Source organism: Streptomyces sp. TE5632 (genome assembly GCF_054061295.1).
Genome location: NZ_JBSSEA010000003.1, coordinates 3,186,683 through 3,208,869, shown reverse-complemented (window position 1 = coordinate 3,208,869; position 22,187 = coordinate 3,186,683). Strand labels below are relative to the sequence as shown.

The 22,187-nt window shown below is 71.8% G+C and carries 19 protein-coding genes and 1 riboswitch; of the genes, 10 read left to right on the top strand and 9 right to left on the bottom strand.

The window, feature by feature from the left end; all coding sequences use genetic code 11:
• From ACVW19_RS19865 to ACVW19_RS19850, 4 genes are read right to left on the bottom strand one after another with little or no spacing between them, the layout of a single operon-like run.
• Positions 1 to 969: a complex I subunit 1/NuoH family protein gene (locus ACVW19_RS19865; RefSeq protein ID WP_457460685.1), complete on the bottom strand. Its 969-nt coding sequence runs from the start codon at positions 967 to 969 to the stop codon at positions 1 to 3.
• Positions 969 to 2,213: an NADH-quinone oxidoreductase subunit C gene (locus ACVW19_RS19860; protein ID WP_457460684.1), complete on the bottom strand. Its 1,245-nt coding sequence runs from the start codon at positions 2,211 to 2,213 to the stop codon at positions 969 to 971. Before ACVW19_RS19860 ends, ACVW19_RS19865 begins: the two co-directional genes overlap by 1 nt.
• Positions 2,210 to 2,929 (bottom strand): NADH-quinone oxidoreductase subunit B, encoded by a 720-nt coding sequence (locus ACVW19_RS19855; RefSeq protein WP_457460683.1) that lies wholly within the window; start codon positions 2,927 to 2,929, stop codon positions 2,210 to 2,212. The genes ACVW19_RS19860 and ACVW19_RS19855 overlap by 4 nt, the downstream gene beginning before the upstream one ends.
• The gene (locus tag ACVW19_RS19850) at positions 2,920 to 3,342 is read right to left on the bottom strand and encodes an NADH-quinone oxidoreductase subunit A (RefSeq protein ID WP_202275593.1); all 423 of its coding nucleotides are present in this window, start codon (positions 3,340 to 3,342) and stop codon (positions 2,920 to 2,922) included. The genes ACVW19_RS19855 and ACVW19_RS19850 overlap by 10 nt, the downstream gene beginning before the upstream one ends.
• A gap of 165 nt (positions 3,343 to 3,507) precedes the next feature.
• Between ACVW19_RS19850 and ACVW19_RS19845 the strand changes: the two genes are divergently transcribed.
• The 5 genes from ACVW19_RS19845 to ACVW19_RS19825 all read left to right on the top strand — a co-directional run bounded on the left by ACVW19_RS19845 (position 3,508) and on the right by ACVW19_RS19825 (position 10,442).
• Positions 3,508 to 4,713, top strand: a complete 1,206-nt coding sequence (locus ACVW19_RS19845; protein ID WP_457460682.1) for a sensor histidine kinase — start codon at positions 3,508 to 3,510, stop codon at positions 4,711 to 4,713.
• Positions 4,714 to 4,856: 143 nt separating this feature from the next.
• A complete protein-coding gene (locus ACVW19_RS19840) occupies positions 4,857 to 6,242 on the top strand; it encodes a sensor histidine kinase (RefSeq protein WP_457460681.1) in 1,386 nt (461 codons plus the stop codon).
• 265 nt (positions 6,243 to 6,507) lie between these two features.
• Complete coding sequence (locus ACVW19_RS19835; protein ID WP_457460680.1) at positions 6,508 to 7,179, top strand: response regulator transcription factor; 672 nt, start codon at positions 6,508 to 6,510, stop codon at positions 7,177 to 7,179.
• A 256-nt stretch (positions 7,180 to 7,435) separates the two neighbouring features.
• Positions 7,436 to 9,367, top strand: a complete 1,932-nt coding sequence (locus ACVW19_RS19830; RefSeq protein ID WP_457460679.1) for a 2-oxoacid:acceptor oxidoreductase subunit alpha — start codon at positions 7,436 to 7,438, stop codon at positions 9,365 to 9,367.
• The gene (locus ACVW19_RS19825; RefSeq protein WP_457460678.1) at positions 9,360 to 10,442 is read left to right on the top strand and encodes a 2-oxoacid:ferredoxin oxidoreductase subunit beta; all 1,083 of its coding nucleotides are present in this window, start codon (positions 9,360 to 9,362) and stop codon (positions 10,440 to 10,442) included. Before ACVW19_RS19830 ends, ACVW19_RS19825 begins: the two co-directional genes overlap by 8 nt.
• Positions 10,443 to 10,501: 59 nt before the next feature.
• Here ACVW19_RS19825 and ACVW19_RS19820 read toward each other — a convergent pair whose 3' ends face one another.
• Positions 10,502 to 10,900: a winged helix-turn-helix transcriptional regulator gene (locus ACVW19_RS19820; RefSeq protein WP_457460677.1), complete on the bottom strand. Its 399-nt coding sequence runs from the start codon at positions 10,898 to 10,900 to the stop codon at positions 10,502 to 10,504.
• Between the two features lie 91 nt (positions 10,901 to 10,991).
• On the opposite strand from ACVW19_RS19820, the gene ACVW19_RS19815 reads away from it, so the two are divergent.
• Positions 10,992 to 11,846 carry an SDR family oxidoreductase gene (locus tag ACVW19_RS19815; protein WP_457460676.1) on the top strand — a complete coding sequence of 285 codons (855 nt, stop codon included), beginning with the start codon at positions 10,992 to 10,994 and terminating at the stop codon, positions 11,844 to 11,846.
• 218 nt (positions 11,847 to 12,064) lie between these two features.
• Positions 12,065 to 13,072: an EamA family transporter RarD gene (gene rarD / locus ACVW19_RS19810; RefSeq protein ID WP_457464692.1), complete on the top strand. Its 1,008-nt coding sequence runs from the start codon at positions 12,065 to 12,067 to the stop codon at positions 13,070 to 13,072.
• A 20-nt stretch (positions 13,073 to 13,092) separates the two neighbouring features.
• Here the strand turns inward: rarD and ACVW19_RS19805 are convergent, their stop codons facing one another.
• The gene (locus tag ACVW19_RS19805; RefSeq protein WP_457460675.1) at positions 13,093 to 14,367 is read right to left on the bottom strand and encodes a tetratricopeptide repeat protein; all 1,275 of its coding nucleotides are present in this window, start codon (positions 14,365 to 14,367) and stop codon (positions 13,093 to 13,095) included.
• A 304-nt stretch (positions 14,368 to 14,671) separates the two neighbouring features.
• On the opposite strand from ACVW19_RS19805, the gene ACVW19_RS19800 reads away from it, so the two are divergent.
• The gene (locus ACVW19_RS19800; protein WP_457460674.1) at positions 14,672 to 15,934 is read left to right on the top strand and encodes an amidase family protein; all 1,263 of its coding nucleotides are present in this window, start codon (positions 14,672 to 14,674) and stop codon (positions 15,932 to 15,934) included.
• A gap of 120 nt (positions 15,935 to 16,054) precedes the next feature.
• Here ACVW19_RS19800 and ACVW19_RS19795 read toward each other — a convergent pair whose 3' ends face one another.
• Together ACVW19_RS19795 and ACVW19_RS19790 are read right to left on the bottom strand one after the other, a co-directional pair.
• Positions 16,055 to 17,284 (bottom strand): LolA family protein, encoded by a 1,230-nt coding sequence (locus tag ACVW19_RS19795; RefSeq protein WP_457460673.1) that lies wholly within the window; start codon positions 17,282 to 17,284, stop codon positions 16,055 to 16,057.
• Positions 17,285 to 17,518: 234 nt separating this feature from the next.
• Positions 17,519 to 18,529, bottom strand: coding sequence for a polyprenyl synthetase family protein (locus ACVW19_RS19790; protein ID WP_457460672.1), 1,011 nt, complete (start codon positions 18,527 to 18,529; stop codon positions 17,519 to 17,521).
• A 630-nt stretch (positions 18,530 to 19,159) separates the two neighbouring features.
• A riboswitch (cyclic di-AMP (ydaO/yuaA leader) is annotated at positions 19,160 to 19,323 on the top strand.
• Positions 19,324 to 19,335: 12 nt separating this feature from the next.
• Here ACVW19_RS19790 and ACVW19_RS19785 point away from each other — a divergent pair.
• Positions 19,336 to 19,827: a transglycosylase SLT domain-containing protein gene (locus tag ACVW19_RS19785; protein ID WP_457464690.1), complete on the top strand. Its 492-nt coding sequence runs from the start codon at positions 19,336 to 19,338 to the stop codon at positions 19,825 to 19,827.
• 38 nt (positions 19,828 to 19,865) lie between these two features.
• Here the strand turns inward: ACVW19_RS19785 and ACVW19_RS19780 are convergent, their stop codons facing one another.
• Positions 19,866 to 20,741, bottom strand: a complete 876-nt coding sequence (locus ACVW19_RS19780) for an HAD family hydrolase (RefSeq protein ID WP_457460671.1) — start codon at positions 20,739 to 20,741, stop codon at positions 19,866 to 19,868.
• A 300-nt stretch (positions 20,742 to 21,041) separates the two neighbouring features.
• On the opposite strand from ACVW19_RS19780, the gene ACVW19_RS19775 reads away from it, so the two are divergent.
• Positions 21,042 to 22,136, top strand: coding sequence for a GNAT family N-acetyltransferase (locus tag ACVW19_RS19775; RefSeq protein WP_457460670.1), 1,095 nt, complete (start codon positions 21,042 to 21,044; stop codon positions 22,134 to 22,136).
• Positions 22,137 to 22,187: the final 51 nt, after the last annotated feature.

The following is a 22,187-nucleotide window of genomic DNA, read 5'->3' as shown; positions in this document are numbered from 1 at the left end:
CTAGGAGATCACCACCTTGACGACGCCGGTGAGGGCGATCTGGGCGAGGGCGAGCGGAACGAGGAGGGTCCAGGAGAGTTTCTGCAACTGGTCCTCGCGCAGCCGGGGATAGGTGACGCGGAGCCAGATGACGACGAAGGCGAGGACCGCGGTCTTCAGCAGGGTCCAGACCCAGCCGAGGCCGTCGGCGCCCCACGGACCGTGCCAGCCGCCCAGGAAGAGGACGGTGGTCAGGGCGCACAGGACGACGATCCCGGCGTACTCGGCGAGCAGGAAGAGCGCGAACCGCAGGCCGGTGTACTCGGTGTACGCCCCGAAGATGATCTCCGAGTCGGCGACGGGCATGTCGAAGGGCGGACGCTGGAGTTCGGCGAGGCCGGCGACGAAGAAGACGATCGCGCCGACGATCTGCCAGGGCAGCCACCACCACGCGAAGGCGTCGAGGATACCGACGAGCGAGACGGTGCCGGCCGCCATCGCCACCGAGGCGGCGGCGAGCAGCATCGGCAGTTCGTAGGCGAGGAGTTGGGCGGCGGTACGCAGGCCGCCGAGGAGGGAGTACTTGTTGGCGGAGGCCCACCCGGCCATGAGCGAGCCGAGGACGCCGACGCCCATCACCGCGAGCACGAAGAACACACCCGCGTCCAGCACCTGCCCGACGGCGCCCTCGCCCGGCCCGATCGGGATGGCGAGCAGGACCAGCAGGTACGGCAGGAGGGCGACGGCCGGGGCGAGTTGGAAGACACGGCGGTCCGCGCCGGCCGGGACCACGTCCTCCTTCTGCGCGAACTTCACGCCGTCGGCGATGAGCTGGGCCCAGCCGTGGAAGCCACCCGCGTACATCGGGCCCAGCCGGCCCTGCATGTGGGCCATCACCTTGTGCTCGGTCTGCCCGACGATCAGGGGGAAGGTGAGGAAGACGACGAAGACGACCAGGAGTCGCAGGGCGACGTCGAGTACGTCGTTCACTACGAACCTCCTGAGGGGTCGGGGTCATCGGGGGCCGGGGGTCCCGATTCCGGTTCCGGTTCCGGGTCGCGTCCGGGGCGGGGCTCGGGGTCGCGTCCGGGGCGGGGCTCGGGGTCGCGTTCGGGGCGGGGCTCGGGGTCGCGTTCGGGGTGGGCGAAGGCGGGACGGGCGTGGTGCCAGGGGGCGTCCGGGCTGCGCGGTGCGGCAGCGGGCTCGGTGCCCGACGCCCCGGACTCGTCCGGTGCCTCTGTTTCGGTGGGCTCCGGCGGCGACGCCTCGGCGCGCTGGGACGCCGAACCCTCACTCGCGCTGCGGGCACGACGCGGGGGACGGGCGGGAGTCGCGGTCGGGGTGGTCGGTGTGGCCGTTTCGGGCTGTGCCGTGGTGTCGGTGGTCGGTGCTTCGGGGGCCGCCCGGCCGACTCGCTGGCTCGCGGAGCCCCCGGCGGCCGAGCGGGTGCGGCGCGGCGACGGTGAGGGCCGGCCCTCGGCCCGGTCCTCGGAGCGGCCCACGGAGCCGCCCTCGGTTCCTGCCGGTGCGGACTGGCTCGCCGAGCCCTGCGCCGCCGTACGGGTGCGGCGTACCGGGCGTTCGCCGGGGGTGCGGCCCGTGCCGGCGGCCGCCCTGCCCGCGCCGCGGGCCGGACGGGACGGAGCCGGGGGGAGTTGGCCCTTCAGGGGGCCCCATTCGTTCGGGTCGGGGACGCCCGGGGGAAGCATCTGGCGGCGCTTCGGGCCGCCGTGTTCGGCACCTGCCGCAGGCTCCCCGGGCTCCTTGGCGCCCGGCCATGCCTTGGCGACGCGGGCGGCGAGGACGAAGTCCTTGCGCAGCGGGTGGCCCTCGAAGTTGTCCGGCAGGAGCAGATGGTGCAGGGCCGGGTGACCGGTGAAGTCGACGCCGAACATCTCGTACGTCTCGCGCTCGTGCCAGGCGGCCCCCGCGTAGACGTCCACGGCGGAGGGCAGCGTCGGGGCGTCGTGCGGGACCGTCGTCCGCAGCAGCAGGCGGCGCACCGGGGAGAGGGCGACGACGTGCGCGGTGACGCACAAGCCCGTGCCGGGCTCGTCGACCGCGCTCAGCCAGTCGAAGTACGTGCAGCCGAGCCGGTCACGGGCGGCCTCCAGAGCAGGGATCCAGGAGGCCGGCGGGACGTCGACGGTCAGGACGTCGTACGACTCCTCGGCCGTGGCCTCCGTACCGAACAGCTCCTCGACGTCGGCGGGGAGCCAGCCGACCGCGGTCACCGGTCCTCCCCCTCGCCGGACGTCGCCGCACCGGACTCCCCCGGCGTGGGCGGCTTCACCAATCCGCTCCGCAGCGCCGCCGCCGACGCACCCCGGGTGCCCGGGGTGCCCAGCTCGCCCGCCCCGTACCTCTCTCCCAGCGACTCCCGTGCGATCTTCTCCTGGAGCTTCAGGACCCCCTGGAGCAATGCCTCGGGCCGCGGCGGGCAGCCGGGAACGTAGACGTCGACCGGGATGATCTGGTCGACGCCCTTGGTGACGGAGTAGGAGTCCCAGTACGGGCCGCCGCAGTTGCTGCACGCGCCGAACGAGATGACGTACTTCGGCTCGGGCATCTGCTCGTACAGACGCTTCACCGCGGGCGCCATCTTGTCCGTGACCGTGCCGGAGACGACCATCAGGTCGGCCTGGCGCGGCCCCGGCGCGAAGGGGATGACACCGAGGCGGATGAAGTCGTGGCGGGCCATCGACGCGGCGATGAACTCGATCGCGCAGCAGGCGAGGCCGAAGTTGAAGACCCAGAGCGAATAACGGCGGCCCCAGTTGAGGATGACCTTCATCGGCTCGGGGGCGAGTCGGGAGAGCGCGCCGAGCCTTCCCCCGCCCTCGGCGGGGAGCACGGCGGGATCCGGCAGCAGCACCGGCTCGGCGCCCGCTCCGGGTGCCGCCCCGGGGCCGGCTCCGATGCCCGTCGGGTTGGCGGGGGTCACGTCCATGTCAGGACGCCCTTCTTGTATGCGTACAGCAGGCCGACGGCGAGAAAGCCGAGGAAGATGAACATCTCCACCAGGGTGGTCGCGCCGTAACCGTCGGCGGCGAAGACGGTGGCCCAGGGGAAGAGGAAGATCGAGTCGACCGCGAAGATCACGTAGAGGAAGGCATAGACGTAGTAGCGGACCTGGGTGTGGGCCCAGCCCTCGCCGACGGGGTCGACTCCGCACTCGTACGTCATGAGCTTCTCGGGGGTGGGGACCACCGGCCGCAGCAGGCGTCCCGCACCGAAGGCGACAGCGACGAACAGCACACCGACGACGGCGAGCAGCCCGACGACCGAATACGCCTGGAAGTACTCCGCCGCGACGTACTGCGAAGCGATCACGGTCGGATCGACGCCGATCGGTTCCCGCACGTCCGCCCCTCGCTGTCGACGATCTGTACGCACGGGAGTCTAGGCCCTTATAAGGAGGCCGTAAGCAGCCCGTCGCCCCCGGATACAGGAGGTGGGGATTTCCCCCGTGCATCTCAGGGGTCCACCTCATGGCGCGGGTTCCCGTGGCCGGGCACGCTAAGACCCATGACCGAACCTTTCCCCGCTCCCGACGACCGTCCGCCGCCGGCCCGCCTCGCCTACGACCGGCACACCTGGAAGGAGATCGCCCACCTCCTGGCGAACCTTCCGGTGGCGCTGGTGGGCTTCACCTATGTCACGACCGTGCTGTTCACCGGCCTCGGGCTGACGGTCACGGTGATCGGGTTCCCGCTGCTCGCGGCCGGTCTGGCGGGCGCGCGGTGGCTGGGCAGGGCGGAGCGGGCGCGGGCCAGGGCACTGCTCGGGGTGCGGGTGGAGGAGCCGAGCCGGCTGCCGCTGAGTGGTGCCGGAGGGTTTCTGCCACGGGTGTGGATGGCGTTGAAGGACCCGGTGGGCTGGCGCACGATGCTCTACGAGGCGATACGGCTGCCGTGGGGCATCGTCACCTTCACCGTCACGCTGACCTCGCTGTTCGTGTTGTGGCCGGTGCTGCCGTTCATCGCGCGGGGGCTGGCCAACGCGGACCGGGCCATGGTGCGCGGCCTGCTCTCCCCCTCCGACGAACTGGAGCGGCGCATAGCCGAGTTGGAGTCCGACCGGGGCGTGGTGTTCGACACGGCCGCGGCGGATCTGCGGCGCATCGAGCGCGATCTGCACGACGGGGCGCAGGCCCGGCTGGTCAACCTGGCCATGGGGCTGGGCCTGGCCAAGGAGAAGCTGCTGGAGGATCCCGACACGGCGGCGTCGATGGTCGAGGAGGCGCACGGCGAGGTGAAGCTGGCATTGCAGGAGCTGCGGGACCTGGCGCGCGGCATCCACCCGGCGGTCCTGACCGACCGGGGGCTGGACGCGGCCCTGTCGTCGGTCGCCTCCCGCTGCACGGTGCCGGTGAAGGTGACGGTCGATCTCGCCGAGCGGCCGGCCGCGGCCATCGAGGGCATCGCGTACTTCACGGTCTCGGAGCTGCTGCAGAACGTCAGCAAGCACAGCGCGGCGCGTTCGGCCGCGGTCGACGTGTGGCGGGCGGACGGCCGGCTGCTCATCCAGGTGGAGGACGACGGCCGCGGGGGCGCGAGTCCGGACGGCGGTACGGGGATGCGGGGTCTCGCGGACCGGCTGGGCGCGGTGGACGGCCTGTTCGTCGTGGAGTCGCCGGAGGGCGGCCCGACGACGGTGACGGCGGAGCTGCCGTGGCGGGACCGCTCCGGCGACCTTGCCGAGGAGGCGCGAACGGCCCGCCCGCGGTCGTAGGCGGAGAGGGGTGTCGTAGGCCAAGAGGGGTGGGGAAAACCCCCCGTCCAAGACTGCGACGTGCTCCATGGTCCGCGGACCGGCGGCCCAGCAGTCTGGAGATACGACAGCACCACCGCCGGACGAGGAGAAGGACGACGCCGATGGCCACGGAGTACGGACAGGGCTACGGGCTCGACAGCACGCCCGCCGGGCACCCCGATAGGGCCGGTGAGCGGCGGCACCGACTGCCTGCCGTGCTGCGGGCCCCGGTCGAGGGACGGGCCTGGCGCGAGCTGGGATATGTACTGCTGAGTCTGCCGATCGGCATTCTGCTCTTCACCTACGCGGTCACGATGGTGTCGCTGGGCGCCGGTCTGCTGGTGACCTTCCTCGGCGTTCCGGTGCTGGCCGCCGGGCTCGCCGGATGCCGCGGGTTCGGGGCGTTGGAGCGGACGCGGGCCCGGGGTCTGCTGGACCTGGACGTGGCCGAGCCGGAGCCGCTGCGGATGAAGCGGCAGGGGTTCACGGCCTGGATGGGGGCGGTGCTGAAGAGTGGCGCCTCCTGGCGGGCCCTGCTGTACGCGGTGCTGCATCTGCCGTGGGCGACGTTCTCCTTCGTCGTCTCGGTGACCGTCTGGACGATCGGCTGGTCGCTGCTGACGTATCCGCTGTGGTTCTGGGTGTTTCCGACGTACGCCGGTCAGGGCGGGATCCAACTGTACGGCGACGGACAGCACCGGATCTATCTGGACAACCCCTTCGAGATCACGGTGACCGCGCTGGTCGGACTGCTGTTCACCTTCGCCACGCCGTGGATCGTGCGCGCGCTGACCATGGTGGACCGGCTGCTGGTGCACGGCCTGCTCGGGCCGTCGCGGCTGGTGACGCGGGTGGTGGAGCTGGAGTCGGACCGGGGGGCCGTGGTGGACACGGCCGCGGCGGATCTGCGGCGCATCGAGCGCGATCTGCACGACGGGGCGCAGGCCCGACTGGTGGCGCTGGCCATGGATCTGGGGCTGGCGAAGGAGAAGCTGCGGGAGGACCCGCGGGCCGCGGCGCACATGGTGGACGAGGCGCACGGCGAGGTGAAGACGGCGCTGCAGGAGCTGCGGGACCTGGCGCGCGGCATCCACCCGGCTGTGCTGACCGACCGGGGGCTGGACGCGGCCCTGTCGTCGGTCGCCTCCCGCTGCACGGTCCCGGTGCGGGTGGAGGTGGATCTGACCGAGCGCCCGGCGCCGGCGATCGAGGGCATCGCGTACTTCACGGTCTCGGAGCTGCTGCAGAACATCAGCAAGCACGCGCGGGCGACCTGGGCGTCCGTGGAGGTCTGGCGGACGGAGAACCGGCTGATGGTGCAGGTCGAGGACAACGGTGTGGGTGGTGCCGACGCGTCCGACGTGTCCGACGCGTCCGGGGGGTCCGGACTCGCCGGGCTGGCGGAGCGGCTGGACGCGGTGGACGGAATCCTGGTGGTGAACTCACCGGCCGGCGGTCCGACCCGGGTGACGGCGGAGCTGCCGTGGCGGGCCGAGCGGACGCGATGAGCCGACGGTGAGCGGTGAGCAGCGGCTGAGCCGCGCATGAGGCGCGGCTGAGCTGCGCACGAGGCGCGGACAAGGCACGGCCGAGCAGTGGCCGGGAGCGCCGAGCGGGAACCGAACGGCAGGTGTGCGGGGACGGGCGGTGGGCCCGTCCCCGCACCTTCTCGCGTCACCCCTCCGCGTCGCCCACCCGATACTGGAATGCTGGTCCCGTCAGCCGGGCCTGCCGTACGGGCGGGCGCGGAGGAGGGGTGGGGGCCGAAAAGTCATGGAGGACAGGGTGCGCGTGGTCATCGCCGAGGATTCAGTGCTGCTGCGGGAGGGCCTGACCCGGCTGCTGACCGACCGGGGGCACGAGGTCGTGGCCGGGGTCGGCGACGGCGACGCGTTGCTCAAGACCATCACCGAGCTGGACGGTCAGGGCGAGCTCCCGGACGTCGTGGTGGCCGATGTCCGGATGCCGCCGACGCACACCGACGAGGGGGTGCGGGCCGCCATCCAGCTGCGCAAGGCGCATCCGGGTGTCGGGGTGCTGGTGCTGTCCCAGTACGTGGAGGAGCGCTACGCCACGGAGCTGCTCGCCGGCTCCAGCCGCGGCATCGGCTATCTGCTCAAGGACCGGGTGGCCGACGTGCGTGAGTTCGTGGACGCCGTGGTGCGCGTGGCCCAGGGCGGTACGGCCCTGGACCCGGAGGTGGTCGCGCAGCTGCTCGGCCGCAGCCGGAAGCAGGACGTCCTCGCGGGGCTCACCCCGCGCGAGCGGGAGGTCCTGGGACTGATGGCCGAGGGACGGACGAACTCGGCGATCGCCCGGCAGCTGGTGGTGAGCGACGGGGCCGTGGAGAAGCACGTCAGCAACATCTTCATGAAACTCGGCCTGTCCCCGAGCGACGGCGATCACCGCCGGGTGCTGGCCGTGCTCACCTACCTCAACTCCTGACCGCCGGATCCGCTCCCGGCCGAACCACCGGCGAGCGGACGGCGTCCTTTGGGGTGAAGGGCCGGGGACCGGCAGCCGGGCTCGGCGACCGGGGGAATCCGGGTAAAAGGCGGGACACGTCGGCACACCGGGATCTCGAAGTCGTGTCCAAGATGCGAATGGCCTGAGGAAGGCGACCCTTACGGACGTAGGGTTGATCCAGGGACGGCCTGCGGGAGGGCCGGTCCCGGACAGCGCCTCGAGGAGGTCCAGTTCAGTGACCAGCCAGGTCAGCAGCCCAGCGGAGCAGGCCGACGGAACAGTCCTGGGAGAGCAGCGCAAACCGGCGGGAGCGAAGGACGTCCGTCGCCTCGACCGGGTGATCATCAGGTTCGCGGGGGACTCGGGTGACGGCATGCAGCTCACCGGTGACCGCTTCACCTCGGAGACGGCGTCGTTCGGCAACGACCTGTCGACACTGCCGAACTTCCCGGCCGAGATCCGCGCCCCGGCCGGCACCCTGCCGGGTGTCTCGTCCTTCCAGCTCCACTTCGCCGACCACGACATCCTCACCCCCGGTGACGCGCCGAACGTGCTGGTGGCGATGAACCCGGCCGCGTTGAAGGCGAACATCGGGGATCTGCCGCGCGGCGCGGAGATCATCGTCAACACGGACGAGTTCACCAAGCGGGCGATGCAGAAGGTCGGGTACGACAGCAACCCGTTGGAGGACGGTTCGCTCGACGGCTACAGCCTCCATCCGGTACCGCTGACGACCCTGACGGTGCAGGCGCTGAAGGACTTCGACCTCAGCCGCAAGGAGGCCGAGCGCAGCAAGAACATGTTCGCGCTGGGGCTGCTGAGCTGGATGTACCACCGGCCCACCGAGGGCACGGAGAAGTTCCTGACCTCGAAGTTCGCCAAGAAGCCGGACATCGCGGCGGCCAACATCGCCGCGTACCGGGCGGGCTGGAACTTCGGCGAGACGACGGAGGACTTCGCCGTCTCCTACGAGGTGGCCCCGGCCGCCACGGCGTTCCCGCCGGGCGTGTACCGCAACATCTCCGGCAACCTGGCCCTGGCGTACGGCTTGATCGCGGCCTCCCGGCAGGCGGATCTGCCGCTGTTCCTGGGGTCGTACCCGATCACGCCGGCCTCGGACATCCTGCACGAGCTGAGCCGGCACAAGAACTTCGGTGTGCGGACCTTCCAGGCCGAGGACGAGATCGCGGGCATCGGCGCCGCGCTGGGCGCGGCCTTCGGCGGGTCGCTCGCCGTGACGACGACGTCCGGCCCCGGTGTGGCCCTGAAGTCCGAGACGATCGGCCTCGCGGTGTCGCTGGAGCTGCCGCTGCTGATCGTGGACATCCAGCGCGGCGGCCCGTCCACGGGCCTGCCCACCAAGACCGAGCAGGCGGACCTGCTCCAGGCGATGTACGGGCGCAACGGCGAGGCCCCGGTCCCGGTGATCGCGCCGCGCACACCGGCCGACTGCTTCGACGCGGCCCTGGAGGCGGCCCGGATCGCACTGACCTACCGGACCCCGGTGTTCCTGCTCTCCGACGGCTATCTGGCCAACGGCAGCGAGCCGTGGCGCATCCCGGAGCCGGAGGAGCTGCCGGATCTGAGCGTGCGGTTCGCGCAGGGTCCCAACCACACGATGGACGACGGCACCGAGGTGTTCTGGCCGTACCAGCGGGACCCGCACACCCTGGCCCGGCCGTGGGCGGTCCCGGGCACCCCGGGTCTGGAGCACCGGATCGGCGGCATCGAGAAGCAGGACGGCACGGGCAACATCTCCTACGACCCGGCCAACCACGACTTCATGGTGCGTACCCGGCAGGCGAAGGTCGACGGCGTCGAGGTCCCCGACCTGGAGGTCGACGACGCGGACGGCGACGCCAGGGTGCTGGTCCTCGGCTGGGGGTCCACCTACGGGCCGATCACCGCGGCCGTACGGCGCATCAGGGGCGCGGGGGGCGCGATCGCCCAGGCGCATCTGCGCCATGTCAACCCCTTCCCGCGGAATCTCGGGGAGGTCCTGGAGCGTTACGAGAAGGTGGTCGTACCCGAGATGAACCTCGGCCAGCTCGCCGCCCTGATCCGGGCCAAGTACCTGGTCGACGCTCACTCGTACAACCAGGTCAACGGGATGCCGTTCAAGGCGGAGCAGCTTGCCGAGGTGCTGAAGGAGGCCATCGATGACTGAGACGATGCCGGGAGGCGGCCCGTCCTTCGGCGACGCGCTCTCCCTGGTGCCCAAGGCCGAGGGCAAGCAGTCCATGAAGGACTTCAAGTCCGACCAGGAAGTGCGCTGGTGCCCCGGCTGCGGCGACTACGCGGTCCTCGCCGCCGTACAGGGCTTCATGCCCCAGCTCGGACTGGCGAGGGAGAACATCGTCTTCGTCTCCGGCATCGGCTGCTCGTCCCGCTTCCCGTACTACATGAACACCTACGGGATGCACTCCATCCACGGCCGCGCCCCCGCCATCGCGACGGGCCTGGCCACGTCCCGGCGCGACCTGAGCGTGTGGGTCGTCACGGGTGACGGGGACGCGCTGTCCATCGGCGGCAACCACCTGATCCACGCGCTGCGCCGGAACGTCAATCTGAAGATCCTGCTGTTCAACAACCGGATCTACGGCCTCACCAAGGGCCAGTACTCGCCGACCTCCGAGATCGGCAAGATCACCAAGTCGACGCCGGTGGGTTCGCTGGACGCGCCGTTCAACCCGGTGTCGCTGGCCATCGGCGCGGAGGCGTCCTTCGTGGCCCGCACGGTCGACTCGGACCGCAAGCACCTCACCGAGGTACTGCGGCAGGCCGCCGCCCATCCGGGCACGGCACTGGTCGAGATCTACCAGAACTGCAACATCTTCAACGACGGCGCCTTCGAGGTCCTCAAGGACCGCCGACAGGCCGAGGAAGCGGTGATCCGGCTGGAGCACGGCAGCCCGATCCGTTTCGGCGCCGACCACGCGAAGGGCGTCGTGCGGGACCGGGCCACCGGCGATCTGAAGGTGGTCGCGGTGACGCCGGAGAACGAGGCGGAGATCCTGGTCCACGACGCGCACTCGGCGTCCCCGACCACCGCGTTCGCGCTGTCCCGGCTCGCCGATCCGGACACCCTGCACCAGACCCCGATCGGCGTCTTCCGCTCCGTGGACCGCCCGGTGTACGACACGCTGATGGCCGAGCAGTTGGACAACGCCGTCGAGCAGCACGGCAAGGGCGAGCTCGGCGCGCTGCTCGCGGGCAACGACACCTGGACGGTCGTCGGATGAGCACGGCCGGCTGACCGTCGTCGGCCACCCGCCCCTCAGGGGCCCGAGGCCCGGACGTCTCAGAGCGTCCGGGCCTCGTCGTATGCCTTGCGGGCGGTCAGTACGTCGTCCATGCGCCGTTCGGTCCACAGCGCCAGCGCACTCACCTGCTCGGCCGCCTCCCGCCCCAGGTCGGTGAGGGAGTAGTCGACCCGCGGCGGGATCACCGGCTTGGCGTCACGGTGGACGAGCCCGTCCCGCTCCAGTGTCTGCAGGGTCTGGGTGAGCATCTTCTCGCTGACCCTGCCGATCGCGCGGCGCAGCTCACTGAAGCGGTGGGGCCGCTCCCGGAGCCGGATCAGCACGAGCACTCCCCAGCGGCTGGTCACATGCTCCAGGACCAGGCGGTGTGGGCACAGCGCCTCACGCTCGCCCCGCCGGTCCCGGCCGCCCCGTACGGGCACGTCACTTACCGTCATGCCAGTACCTTACTTCAAAGTGGGTACTTTCCATTAGTTAGCGCAACTCTTAGGGTCAGTGCCATACGCACCCCCACAAGGAGTTCTGATCATGAGCATCGTCGTCACCGGAGCCACCGGAAACCTGGGCCGCCACGTCGTGGGGCAGCTCCTGGAGAAGGTTCCGGCCGAGCAGGTCACCGCCGTCGTACGCAGCGCGGAGAAGGCCGCGGACCTGGCGGAGCGCGGGGTGCGGATCGCGGTCGCCGACTACAGCGTCCCCGAAACCCTCGACGGTGTGTTCACGGCCGGCGACAAGGTGCTGCTGATCTCCAGCAGCGAGGTCGGCGCGGACCGGGTGGGACAGCACACGGCCGTCATCGACGCCGCCAAGGCCGCCGGCGTCTCCCTGCTCGCCTACACCAGCGCCCCCGGGACGCTGACCGCCGCGCTCGCCGACGACCACCGCGGCACCGAGAAGGCCCTGCTGGCCTCCGGCCTCCCGTACGTCCTGCTGCGCAACGGCTGGTACCACGAGGTCTACACCGAGAACCTCGCCCCCGTGCTGGAGCACGACGCGGTCGTCTCCGCCGCCGGCGAGGGCCGCCTCTCCTCCGCCGCGCGCGCCGACTACGCGGCGGCCGCCGTCGCCGTGCTGACCGGTGAGGGCCACGAGAACAAGACGTACGAGCTGGGCGGCGACGAGTCGTGGGACCTCGCCGAGTACGCGGCCGAGCTGAGCCGTCAGACCGGCAAGGAGATCGCCTACAAGCCGGTCACGGTCGAGGAGCTCACCGGCATCCTGACCGGCGCCGGGCTCCCCGAGCCGGTGGCCGCCGTCTTCGCGGGCACGGACGTCTCCATCGCCAAGGGCGAGCTGGTCGTCACCAGCGGCGACCTGGCCCGCCTGATCGGCCGCCCGGCGACCCCGATCGCGGACGCCATCGCCGCCGCGCTGAAGGCCTGACCCGGGGCCTGAATGCCTGGCCCAGGGCCGGACGCCCCCGCTCGTCATGACCGTATTCAAGTACGGGCATGACGAGCGGGGGCGTCCGGCGTTACCGTCGTCCGGGCGAGCGTCGCTCGTCCCAGGCGCACATCAGGCAAGAAGGAGGGCGGCCCGTGACCGAGAAGTCGGACGGCGAGCGGCGTACAGGACTGCTGAACGGCTTCGCGGCTTACGGAATGTGGGGGCTCGTCCCCCTCTTCTGGCCACTGCTGCAGCCCGCCGGAGCCGTGGAGATCCTGGCCCACCGGATGATCTGGTCGCTGCTCCTCGTGGGCGCCGCCCTGCTCGTCATACGTCGCTGGGCCTGGCTCGGCGAACTGCTGCGGCAGCCGCGCAGGCTGGCCCTGGTCACCGTCGCCGCGGCGGTCATCACCGTGAACTGGGGCGTCTACATCTGGTCGGTGAACTCCGGGCACGTCGTCGAGGCCTCCCTCGGCTACTTCATCAACCCGCTGGTCACCATCGCCATAGGTGTCCTGCTGCTGAAGGAACGGCTGCGGCCCGCGCAGTGGGCGGCGGTCGGGGTCGGCTTCGCGGCGGTGCTCGTCCTCACCATCGGTTACGGCCGCCCGCCGTGGATCTCACTCTGCCTCGCCTTCTCCTTCGCCACGTACGGACTGGTGAAGAAGAAGATCAACCTCGGCGGCATCGAATCTCTGGCCGCCGAGACGGCCGTCCAGTTCCTTCCCGCACTCGGCTACCTGCTCTGGCTGGGCAGCAGGGGCGAGTCCACCTTCGGCGCCGAGGGAGCGGGACACGCGGTGCTGCTGGCCGCCACCGGCCTCGTCACCGCGCTCCCCATGGTCTGCTTCGGCGCCGCCGCGATCCGCGTACCGCTGTCCACGATGGGGCTGCTGCAGTATCTGGCCCCGGTGTTCCAGTTCCTGCTCGGCATCCTCTACTTCAAGGAGGCCATGCCGCCCGAGCGCTGGGCCGGATTCGCGCTGGTGTGGCTGGCGCTCATGGCGCTGACCTGGGACGCGCTGTGCACCGCTCGCCGGTCCGCCCGTGTACTCGCCACCGAGCGCGCGAGGGCTGCGGCCGCGGTCGGCGCGGCGATGAGCCCGATGGACCCGGTGGACCCGGTGGACCCGGTGGACCCGGTGGTCGTGGCGAACCCGGCGGATACCGTGAACACGGTGGATGCGCCGAAGGTCGGGCCGGAGCGTTCCTCAGCGCGTTGAACGGCTCCGTCCACGCCCACTCACCCGTGCCGGGCGCGGACGCGGTCGGTCAGCCGGCCCATGCGGGTGCGGGCGGACTCCAGTTCCTCGATCTCGTCGGCCGCCGGGCCGTCCTCGGCGGCGAGTTCGGTCCACAGCTCGATCAGCCCGCGTCCCAGCTCCAGCCCGCGCAGCGGATCGCGCACCGCGCGCCAGGCGGTGGCCGCGCTGCGGACGTTGCCGTAGGCGGCCTCCGCGTCGCCCGCCCTGCGGTGGATCCCGGCGAGGTCGAGGGAGAGCCGGAAGGCGTGCAGCGGCTCGTCACCCAGGTAGGCGATGTACGCGGACAGCTCGCGCAGCTTGAGCACCTCCGGGTGCTCGGGCCCCAGCGTCCGCGACGCCTCGGTCACCGTCTCCCCGGCCAGTCGCGCCGCCGTGTCGATCCGGCCCGCCCGAACGGCCTCGTTGATCCGTCCCATGGGCTCGGCCAAGCGGGTCTCCCCCGGGACGGCGGGCGGCTCGTCCCCGAGCACCGCCTCCGCCACGGCGTCGAAACCGCGGGGCGGGGCCGGCTTGGGGTCGGGGGTGAGAGCGGGTTCGGGCTCGGCCTCCGCAACCGGTTCGGGGGTGCGGGGAGGGGCGGCCCCCGGGGCCGGGGGCGGTGTCCGGCCGGCCGAGGGCAGCGGGTCCGGCGTCCGGTCGGCCGGGGGTGTGGGAGGCGCTGAGGGCGCCGGAGGTATCAGGGGTGCCTGAGGCGTCTGCGGTGTTCGAGCGGGTGCCGGGTACCGGAGGTGGTCCGCTTCGGGGGCGGGATGCGGCCTCGTGCCCATGAGTGGGGGCGGGCCGAACTCGCCCATCGGCGGCACGACCGTGCCGGGAGGTACGGCTTCCCCCGACTCGGGCACCGGCCGCGGCCGGAAGGCGGGTGCGCCGTCGCGCACGGGAATCGGAGCCGGGGCCGACGCCGGAGCCGGGGTAGGTGCCGACGGCTCCATGGGGACCGGTTCTCCGGCGAAGTGGCTGGCGCCGTCGGGGTCGACCCGGAGCGGGACGACGTACCCGGTGCACTCGTCGTGGATGCTGGCGAGGACGGCGTGTCCCGAGGCGACGGCGATGCGGTGGAGGCGGTTCAGCACCGCCTGCTGCACCTCCTCGCCGGGTCCGGCGACCACCAGTACCCCGCCGACCGACGCCTTCCGTGAGCCGGCACCCGCCGCAGGGGCGGGGACATGGACGTCGATCGGCACTGCCGCACGGTTCGCCGCGTGTGCGGCCTGCTGCTGTTCCCGCTTCTTCTCGCGGCTGAGTCGCGCCATCGTCCCCTCATTCGGGTCGTGAACCTGCCGACGAGTCTGTCCCCATATCCCCGTTTCTCACGTCACCGCGTTGTCACAGGCTCGTCCCAACGACCTTCCGCCCGGTTCCACGCCTGTCGGCCGGCATGAGGATCCGGGTGACGTGGCAGGAGAGGGGCATGCGTACAGGCATGCGGCAGGGACCGGAGACCCGGACCCGAGGCCCGGCGACCGCGGTCCACGGCGGTCACGACAGCGGCCGCCTCCCGCCTGCCCGCCTGACGGGACCACTGCGCTGACCCGCGCCGAGGCACGGTCCGAGACGGTGGCGGAGATCGCCGCCGCGGTGCGCGCTCGGAGGCTGCGGGCCGTCGATGCGGTCGCGGAGGCGCTGGCGCGGATCGAGCGGGCCGATCCGGTGCTGTGCGCGTTCACCGAGGTGTGGGCCGAGGAGGCGCTGCGTCGGGCGGCCGAGGTGGACGCCCGGGTCGGTGCGGGTCCACCCGGCTCGGGCGAGTGGCTGCCGCTGGCCGGGGTGCCGATCGCCGTGAAGGGGCGGCACGGGCTCCGGGTGGCGGGTCCGCTGCTCGCGGCCGGTGGTGTCGCCGTGGGCGCCACCGCCGTACCCGGGCCCGGCACCCCCTGGCAGACCTGGGGGCTCGGCGCGCACGGACGGACCGTCAACCCGTGGCGGGCGGACCGCACTCCGGGCGGTTCCTCGGCCGGGGCCGCGGTCGCGGTGGCGGCGGGGCTGGTGCCGCTGGCGACGGGCAGCGACGGTGCGGGATCGGTACGCATCCCGGCTGCGTGGTGCGGAGTCGTCGGCCTGAAGGTCACCAACGGCCGCCTCCCGTCGCCGGACCGCACGGGTCTCGCGGCACCCGGCGTCCTCACCCGGACGGCAGCGGACGCGGCGGCCTGGTGGCGGGCGGTGTCGCCACCGCCCACCGCCGTCGAGGTGCCGCAGCCCGGCCCCCGCACCGCGATCTGGTCCCCCGACCTCGGCTTCGCCGATCCCGACGAGGAGCCCGTCGCGCTGGCCCGAGCCGCGGTCGAACGGCTCGTCGAGGCCGGAGTCGTACGGCTCGTCGACGCCGGGGCCGTACGCCTCGTACGGCCCCCGCGAGCCCCGCGGCCCGTACAGTCGGCGCAGCCCCCGCTGCTCCTGGACCCCGCGCCGGCCTGGCTCGCCCTGCGCGCGCCCGGCGGGTCCCGCCCCGACCTCGCCGAGGCTCACCGCGTTCGGGTGGCGAACGACCGGCGCCTGGCCCGCCTCTTCGCCCACGCCGAGTTGCTGCTGACGCCCACGGCGCCCACCGCGCCGCACGGCCACGAGGGTCCCGGTGACGTCTACTCCACCGCGCTCACCTGGGCGTTCAACGTGAGCGGGCACCCCGCGCTGAGCCTCCCGGCCGGGTTCGGCGGTGACGGCTGCCCGGCCGGGCTCCAACTGGTGGCACCACACGGGCGGGAGGCGCTGCTGCTCGCCGTGGCACTGGCGGCGGAGCGGCGGCCACCGCCCGGCGCGGTGGGGTCGTCAACTGCCTGCCGGGGGCGCGCACAAGGGGGGGTTGACCCGATCGTGTGATGCTCGGCTTACGGGCCGCCTCGCCCACCGGCTCCTCGTTCCCCCGTGATGCCCTGCCGAGCCGGCCCCGGTCGCCTCGTCATGAGGTCCCGGGACCCGCTTCCCCCGTTGCCTCCCCTGTTACTTCGCCTCGTTGGCGGCCTTCACCAGCGCGTCCTTGGTGACGGCACCGACGTAGACCTTGCCGTCCTCGGTGAACAGGGCGTTGACCAGGCGGGTGCTGAACACGGTGCCCGTGCCGAACTCGCCCTTCACCTGGTCGCCGAGCGAGCCGAGGAAGCCGCCGAGGTCACCGCCCTCGGAGCCGGTCGGCAGGCCCCCCTCGGCTCCGGTGTCGAAGGTGGCGACGGAGTTCCAGCCCTCGCCGAGCATCTTCAGCCCGTCGAGCCCCTTGGAGAGGTCCTCCTCGGTCTTCGGGGCGCCCTCCGGCCTGCCGGTGGGCTTCCCGCCCTTCTTCCCGTCCTCCAGGGCGCCTTCCTCGGTCACCTTGGCGCCCTTGGGCGGGGTGAAGTCGAAGGTCGACGCGGCCGGCCGGTCGAAGCTGACCTTGGTGAAGCCGACATCCACGACGGCGGCGCCGCCGCTCGCCGGGGTCAGCGTGAACTTCAGCGGTGTCCCGGTCCTGTGGTCCACCGCGATGCTTATCGCACCGACCGTGGAACCGGACTGCTTGGGCTTGACGACCAGCTTGTAGGCGTCGCGGCCGGCCACCTGCGCGGTGCCGTCGACGGTGACGGACGTGGTGTCGTCGACCGCCTTCAGCGCCTCCTCGGCGAAGTCCTTCGGCATGGCCGGGGGCTGCTTCCGGTCCTCGCCCTCGGCGGATTCGTCGGCGGTGCCGTGGTAGACCTCGTTGGACGCGCTGTCGTGGCCCCAGACGTCCTTGCCGTTGTGGATCAGGCTGTACTCGGCGGCGTTCTCGAGCAGTGACACCTTCTGCCGGTCGGGGCCGTCGACCGCGACGCGCAGGGTGTGCGTACCGGAGGCCAGCTCGGTGAGCTTCGCGGACGGGTCGGCGGACGAGCCGCCCTCGCCGCGGTCCAGGGCGCCGGAGGCCAGGCTGCTCTCCAGGCCGCCGAGGTCCGGCAGGCCGAGGTCGGTGGTGATCTTCACGGTGCCGGACAGTTGCTCGGTGTCCGACTCGGCCATCTTCTCGATGAGCTGCGCGGCGGTGATCTCCGGCAGGTCCGGGTCGCCGGAGTTCGCGATCGCGGGGACGAGCCCGATGGTCGCGGCCGCCACTCCCATCACCGTGACCGGGACGATGTACCGCGCGGCCCTGCGCCGGCCCGCGCCCGGCTCGCGGGTCGCCCCCGCGGTCGTCGTGTCGTCGGATTCGTACGGTGCCATGTGTGCCTTACCTCCGTGGTCGGCGGCGGCCTGCGTCTCGTGTTCCTCGCACCAGTCACACCCTGAGCCGCCATTCTCACCCGAATCGGTGAGGAGTGGTGTCCGTCATGGTCCATCTGACCAAACACCGCAAGAGGAAGCGTCAGACCCCGGACTCAACTCCGTGTACTGCTGCGGTATGACACGAGGAGGTGTTTCCTCCCCCGACCAGTAGGGGTCGGGGCGGCGGGCGAGTCAGCCGGCCCGGTGCACCACCGCGTCGCACAGTTCGACCAGGGCCGTCTTCGACTCGCACTCCGGCAGCGGCGCCAGCGCCGCGCGCGCCTCCTGCGCATAGCGCACGGTGTCCCGGCGGGCCTGCTCCAGCGCGGGGTGCGCGCGCAGCAGTCGCAGTGCCTCGGCGTGCCGGCCGTCGTCACCGAGGTCGGAGTCCAGCAGCTCGCACAGCGCGACGTCCTCGGGCAGGCCCAGCCGGGCCGCTCGCTCGCGCAGCCGCAGCACGGGCAGGGTCGGAATGCCTTCGCGCAGGTCGGTGCCCGGGGTCTTGCCGGACTCGTGGGAGTCGGAGGCGATGTCCAGCACGTCGTCGGCGAGCTGGAAGGCGATCCCGAGCCGCTCGCCGTACTGGGTCAGCACGTCCACGACCGCGTCGTCCGCGCCGGACATCATGGCGCCGAACCGGCACGAGACGGCGACCAGTGAGCCGGTCTTGCCACCGAGGACGTCCAGGTAGTGGTCGACCGGATCGCGGCCGTCCTGCGGCCCCGCGGTCTCCATGATCTGACCGGAGACCAGCCGCTCGAACGCCTCCGCCTGCACCCGTACGGCCTCCGGCCCGAGGTCGGCCAGGATGTGCGAGGCGCGCGCGAAGAGGAAATCGCCGGTGAGGACCGCGACGGAGTTGCCCCAGCGGGTGTTCGCGCTGGGCACCCCGCGCCGCACACCCGCGTCGTCCATCACGTCGTCGTGGTACAGCGTGGCCAGGTGGGTCAGCTCCACGACCACGGCGGACGGTACGACGCCGGGCGCGTGGGGGTCGCCGAACTGGGCGGCGAGCATCACGAGCAGCGGCCGGAACCGCTTGCCGCCGGCCCGCACCAGGTGCTGAGCGGCACCCGTGATGAAGGGGACCTCACTCTTGGTGGCCTCGAGCAGCCCTTCCTCGACAGCCGTCATCCCGGCCCGGACATCGGCTTCCAGAGCCTGGTCCCGCACGCTCAGCCCGAATGGCCCGACGACGGTCACGAGGGGTCTCCTGTCTGCTGGTGTCCACTGGCGCTCAGACGTCCTGCACCGTTCACCGAGAGGTCGCTGGTTGTCGACAGGTCGCTGACATCACTCGAGTCAGCGTATCCGGTCATGTTTCGATCACCGCCAGCACCCACATTCCCCAAACTCACCCGAGCACGCGCGGACGGCACGCCATGGCGCCCTCCGATATCGGATCACCATCAGATCGTTTCCGACCAGTCGACAGTAAGGGACATTCATCAACTTTTCGGATGAAGCTCGCCCGCGCACCGGCACACCCCGAACCGCATCCCGACACACGGTCCACCCCGCCTGCCCCGATGCCCGATTTGCCGCAATTACCAATTGATTTCCCGTTGGCGAAAAATGCGCCCGAGCGGTGCGGCCAGTGAGGTCGGTCACGCGCACCCCGACACGCCCGCGACTCCCCCGCACAGGCGCTTCCCCTTCCACCGAACGCGAGTTGGCCGCCGGCACCCGAAAAGGATCAAGTCCCCCAAATAGCCCAAGGCAAGATCAAACGGCGTCATACGTGACGTTCGCACTTGTTCCCGACATGCGCTCTCGCATACGTTCCCGGCCTGTCGGGCGGACGCCGAATCCTGCCGCCGCCCGCACCACCCGTCGATCAACTCACTCACGCACGGCAGGAGCGGGGGACCCAGGTAGGTCGCCGGACCGGTTCGCACCGGGACGGCTCGGGGTGAAGCCATGCCCGCAGGGGCGCGGCCGGGCACTCTCCCGCCCGAACCCGACAGCTCACCTCGCAGGCGTAGGAGAGGAACGCACCCATGCCCGCCATGCCCGCATCCGGTCAGCGCCGCTTCGGCCGCACCCGCCTCGTCCGCTCCCTCGCCGTCGCCGGCGTCGCAGCGATCGCCCTTCCGGTGTTCGGCGCCACCAGCGCCTCCGCCGCTCCCGCCGCCCCCGTGTCGGCCGCCCCGGCCGCCGCCGGCACCGAGACGGCGTACCCGGACAACCTCGACGGCTGGATCCGCGAGTCGCTGTCGATCATGGCGCAGCACGGCATCCCCGGCAGCTACGACTCCATCCACCGCAACATCATGCGCGAGTCCTCCGGCAACCCGCAGGCCATCAACCTGTGGGACTCCAACGCCGTCGCCGGCACCCCGTCGAAGGGCCTGCTGCAGGTCATCGACCCGACCTTCCGGGCGTACCACGTGCCCGGCACGGCCTTCGACCCGTTCGACCCGGTCGCGAACATCACGGCTGCCTGCAACTACGCGGCGGACCGCTACGGCTCGATCGACAACGTCTTCGGCGCCTACTGAGACGTCCGGGCGCACCGGGGCACACCCGGCCCACGGGGTCACCCGTCGGGGCGGAGGCCGGGACGGCACGTGTCGGGGCGCGTGCCACCTCGCCCCGCCCCGCCCGTTCCGCCGAACAACCGCTCGAGGACGACGGCCACGCCGTCGTCCTCGTTCGTCGTGGTGACCTCGTCGGCCACCGCCTTCAGCTCGGGGTGCGCGTTGGCCATGGCGACCCCGTGGGCCGCCCAGTGGAACATCGGGATGTCGTTGGGCATGTCGCCGAAGGCGACGGTCCGTTCCCGGCTCAGCCCCAGGTGCTCGGCGGCCAGCGCCAGCCCCGTCGCCTTGGTGACACCGCACGGCTGGAGCTCCACGGTGCCCGGTCCCGACATGGTGACCGTGGCCAGCGAACCGACCACCGAACGCGCCGTCACCACCAGCTCGTCGTCACTCAAAAAGGGGTGACGCAACAGCACCTTGGTGATCGGCAGCACCCACAGATCGTCCCGTCGTCCGATCCGGACCGCGGGCAGCGTCGGGTGCGGCATCCGGTAGCCCGGCTCGATCAGGGTGAGTCCGTCGACACCGTCCTGGTCGACCGCGGCGTACACCTCCCCCACCTCGGCCTCGATCTTGCCGAGCGCGGTCTCCGCCAGTTCCCGGTCCAGCGTGATGGAGTGGAGCAGCCGGTTCGCGCCGGCGTCGTACACCTGCGCGCCCTGTCCGCACACCGCGAGCCCGGTGCTCCCCAGCTTGTCCAGGAGCGGCCGCACTCCGGGCGCCGGGCGGCCCGTCACCACGAGATGCCGGGCACCGGCCCGAGTCGCCAGCGCCAGTGCGGCGAGAGACCGGTCGGAGAGAGAGTCGTCGCCGCGCAGCAGCGTCCCGTCCAGGTCGGTGGCGATGAGTGAACAATCGGTGGGTGCGGCCATGATCAGAGAATACGGACACCGTGCCCACCCGACTCACCCTCACCCGGAACGCCTCCGTCCGCACACCCGCACCCCTTATCCTCCGCACCCCGCCGCCGGGCCGTCGCCGCGCGCCCGCCTCGCCACAGCCGCGCAACCGCCTCGCCGCAGCCGCGCACCCGGCCGTTTCCGTCATCAGCGGGTACGGACCTGTTAAAGGCCTCTGCACCACTTGGCAACAACATGGTCCGCTACCTACCGTCCTGGTGGTCCCGGGCGGTACCTTCCAAGAGTCCAGGGGGGACTTGATCGGGGGGTCAGGTGAGCAGTGGGCGCACACGTGTGCTGAGGCTCGAGGAGCTCGGCGAGGGGGAGCGGGAACGCTGGCGTGAGCTGCGCGCCGCGACGGACGCACCACGCAGTCCTTTCATGGAACCGGAGTTCGCCACCGCCGTGTCCCGGGTGCGGCCGCAGGCCCGGGTGGCGGTCCTGTACGAGGGGGCGTCCGCCGAACCGGCCGGCTTCCTGCCCTACGAGCGGGGCGCGTGGGGGCAGGGCCGGGCGATCGGGCTCGGGGTGTCGGACTGCCAGGGCGCCGTCCTGCGTCCGGGCCTCACCCCGGAGACCGGTGAACTGCTGCGCGCCTGCTCGGTGTCGAGCTTCGCCTTCGACAACCTGGAGGCGGGCCAGGCCCTGTTCGTCCCGCACGCGGCCGAGGAGCACGCCACCTATGTCATCGACGTGGAGAAGGGCTACGAGACCTACGAGTCCGTGCTGCGCACCCAGTCGCCGAAGTTCCTGAAGACCACACTGGCCAAGGAGCGCAGGCTCGGCCGCCAGGCGGCCGGACCGGTGCGGTTCGTCTTCGACGAACGCGAACCGGCCGCGCTGCGCGCTCTCATCGAGTGGAAGTCGGCCCAGTACCGCAGGACCGGGCGGCGCGACCGGTTCGCACAGGAGTGGATCACGCGGCTCGTGGGCCGCCTGGCCGAGACCCGGGCACCGGAGTGCACGGGCACACTGTCCGTCCTGTACGCCGGGGACCGCCCCGTCGCCGCGCACTTCGGCCTGCGCTCGGCCTCGGTCCTGGCCTGCTGGTTCCCGGCGTACGACGTGGAGTTCGCGAAGTACTCGCCGGGGCTCGTGCTGCATCTGCGCATGGCGGAGGCGGCGGCCCGCGAGGGCATCGGCCTGCTCGACATGGGGCGTGGCCCGGCCGAGTACAAGGACTCGCTGAAGACGGGCGAACTCGCCGTCTACGAAGGGGAGGCGATGCGTCCGGGCCTGGGCGCCGCGCTGCACCTGCTGCGCCGCGAGCCCGTACGCCGTGCGCACGGCTTCGTCCGCGCCCATCCGCGTCTCGCGTCGCTGGCGTCGCGGGCGTTGAAGGGGGCGGGGCGGCTGCGCCGGTCATGAGGGGCTGTTCGCAAGGACCGTTCGCGAGGACCGTTCATGAGGACCGTTCAT

What these genes read in the sequence shown, in the direction of transcription:
- rarD (WP_457464692.1), top strand. Translation starts at nt 12,065, where the DNA reads ATGTGGGGGCTCGTCCCCCTCTTCTGGCCACTGCTGCAGCCCGCCGGA.
- ACVW19_RS19805 (WP_457460675.1), bottom strand. Translation starts at nt 14,367, where the DNA reads ATGGCGCGACTCAGCCGCGAGAAGAAGCGGGAACAGCAGCAGGCCGCA.
- ACVW19_RS19835 (WP_457460680.1), top strand. Translation starts at nt 6,508, where the DNA reads ATGGAGGACAGGGTGCGCGTGGTCATCGCCGAGGATTCAGTGCTGCTG.
- ACVW19_RS19840 (WP_457460681.1), top strand. Translation starts at nt 4,857, where the DNA reads ATGGCCACGGAGTACGGACAGGGCTACGGGCTCGACAGCACGCCCGCC.
- ACVW19_RS19785 (WP_457464690.1), top strand. Translation starts at nt 19,336, where the DNA reads ATGCCCGCATCCGGTCAGCGCCGCTTCGGCCGCACCCGCCTCGTCCGC.
- ACVW19_RS19815 (WP_457460676.1), top strand. Translation starts at nt 10,992, where the DNA reads ATGAGCATCGTCGTCACCGGAGCCACCGGAAACCTGGGCCGCCACGTC.
- ACVW19_RS19845 (WP_457460682.1), top strand. Translation starts at nt 3,508, where the DNA reads ATGACCGAACCTTTCCCCGCTCCCGACGACCGTCCGCCGCCGGCCCGC.
- ACVW19_RS19855 (WP_457460683.1), bottom strand. Translation starts at nt 2,929, where the DNA reads ATGGACGTGACCCCCGCCAACCCGACGGGCATCGGAGCCGGCCCCGGG.
- ACVW19_RS19820 (WP_457460677.1), bottom strand. Translation starts at nt 10,900, where the DNA reads ATGACGGTAAGTGACGTGCCCGTACGGGGCGGCCGGGACCGGCGGGGC.
- ACVW19_RS19825 (WP_457460678.1), top strand. Translation starts at nt 9,360, where the DNA reads ATGACTGAGACGATGCCGGGAGGCGGCCCGTCCTTCGGCGACGCGCTC.
- ACVW19_RS19795 (WP_457460673.1), bottom strand. Translation starts at nt 17,284, where the DNA reads ATGGCACCGTACGAATCCGACGACACGACGACCGCGGGGGCGACCCGC.
- ACVW19_RS19780 (WP_457460671.1), bottom strand. Translation starts at nt 20,741, where the DNA reads ATGGCCGCACCCACCGATTGTTCACTCATCGCCACCGACCTGGACGGG.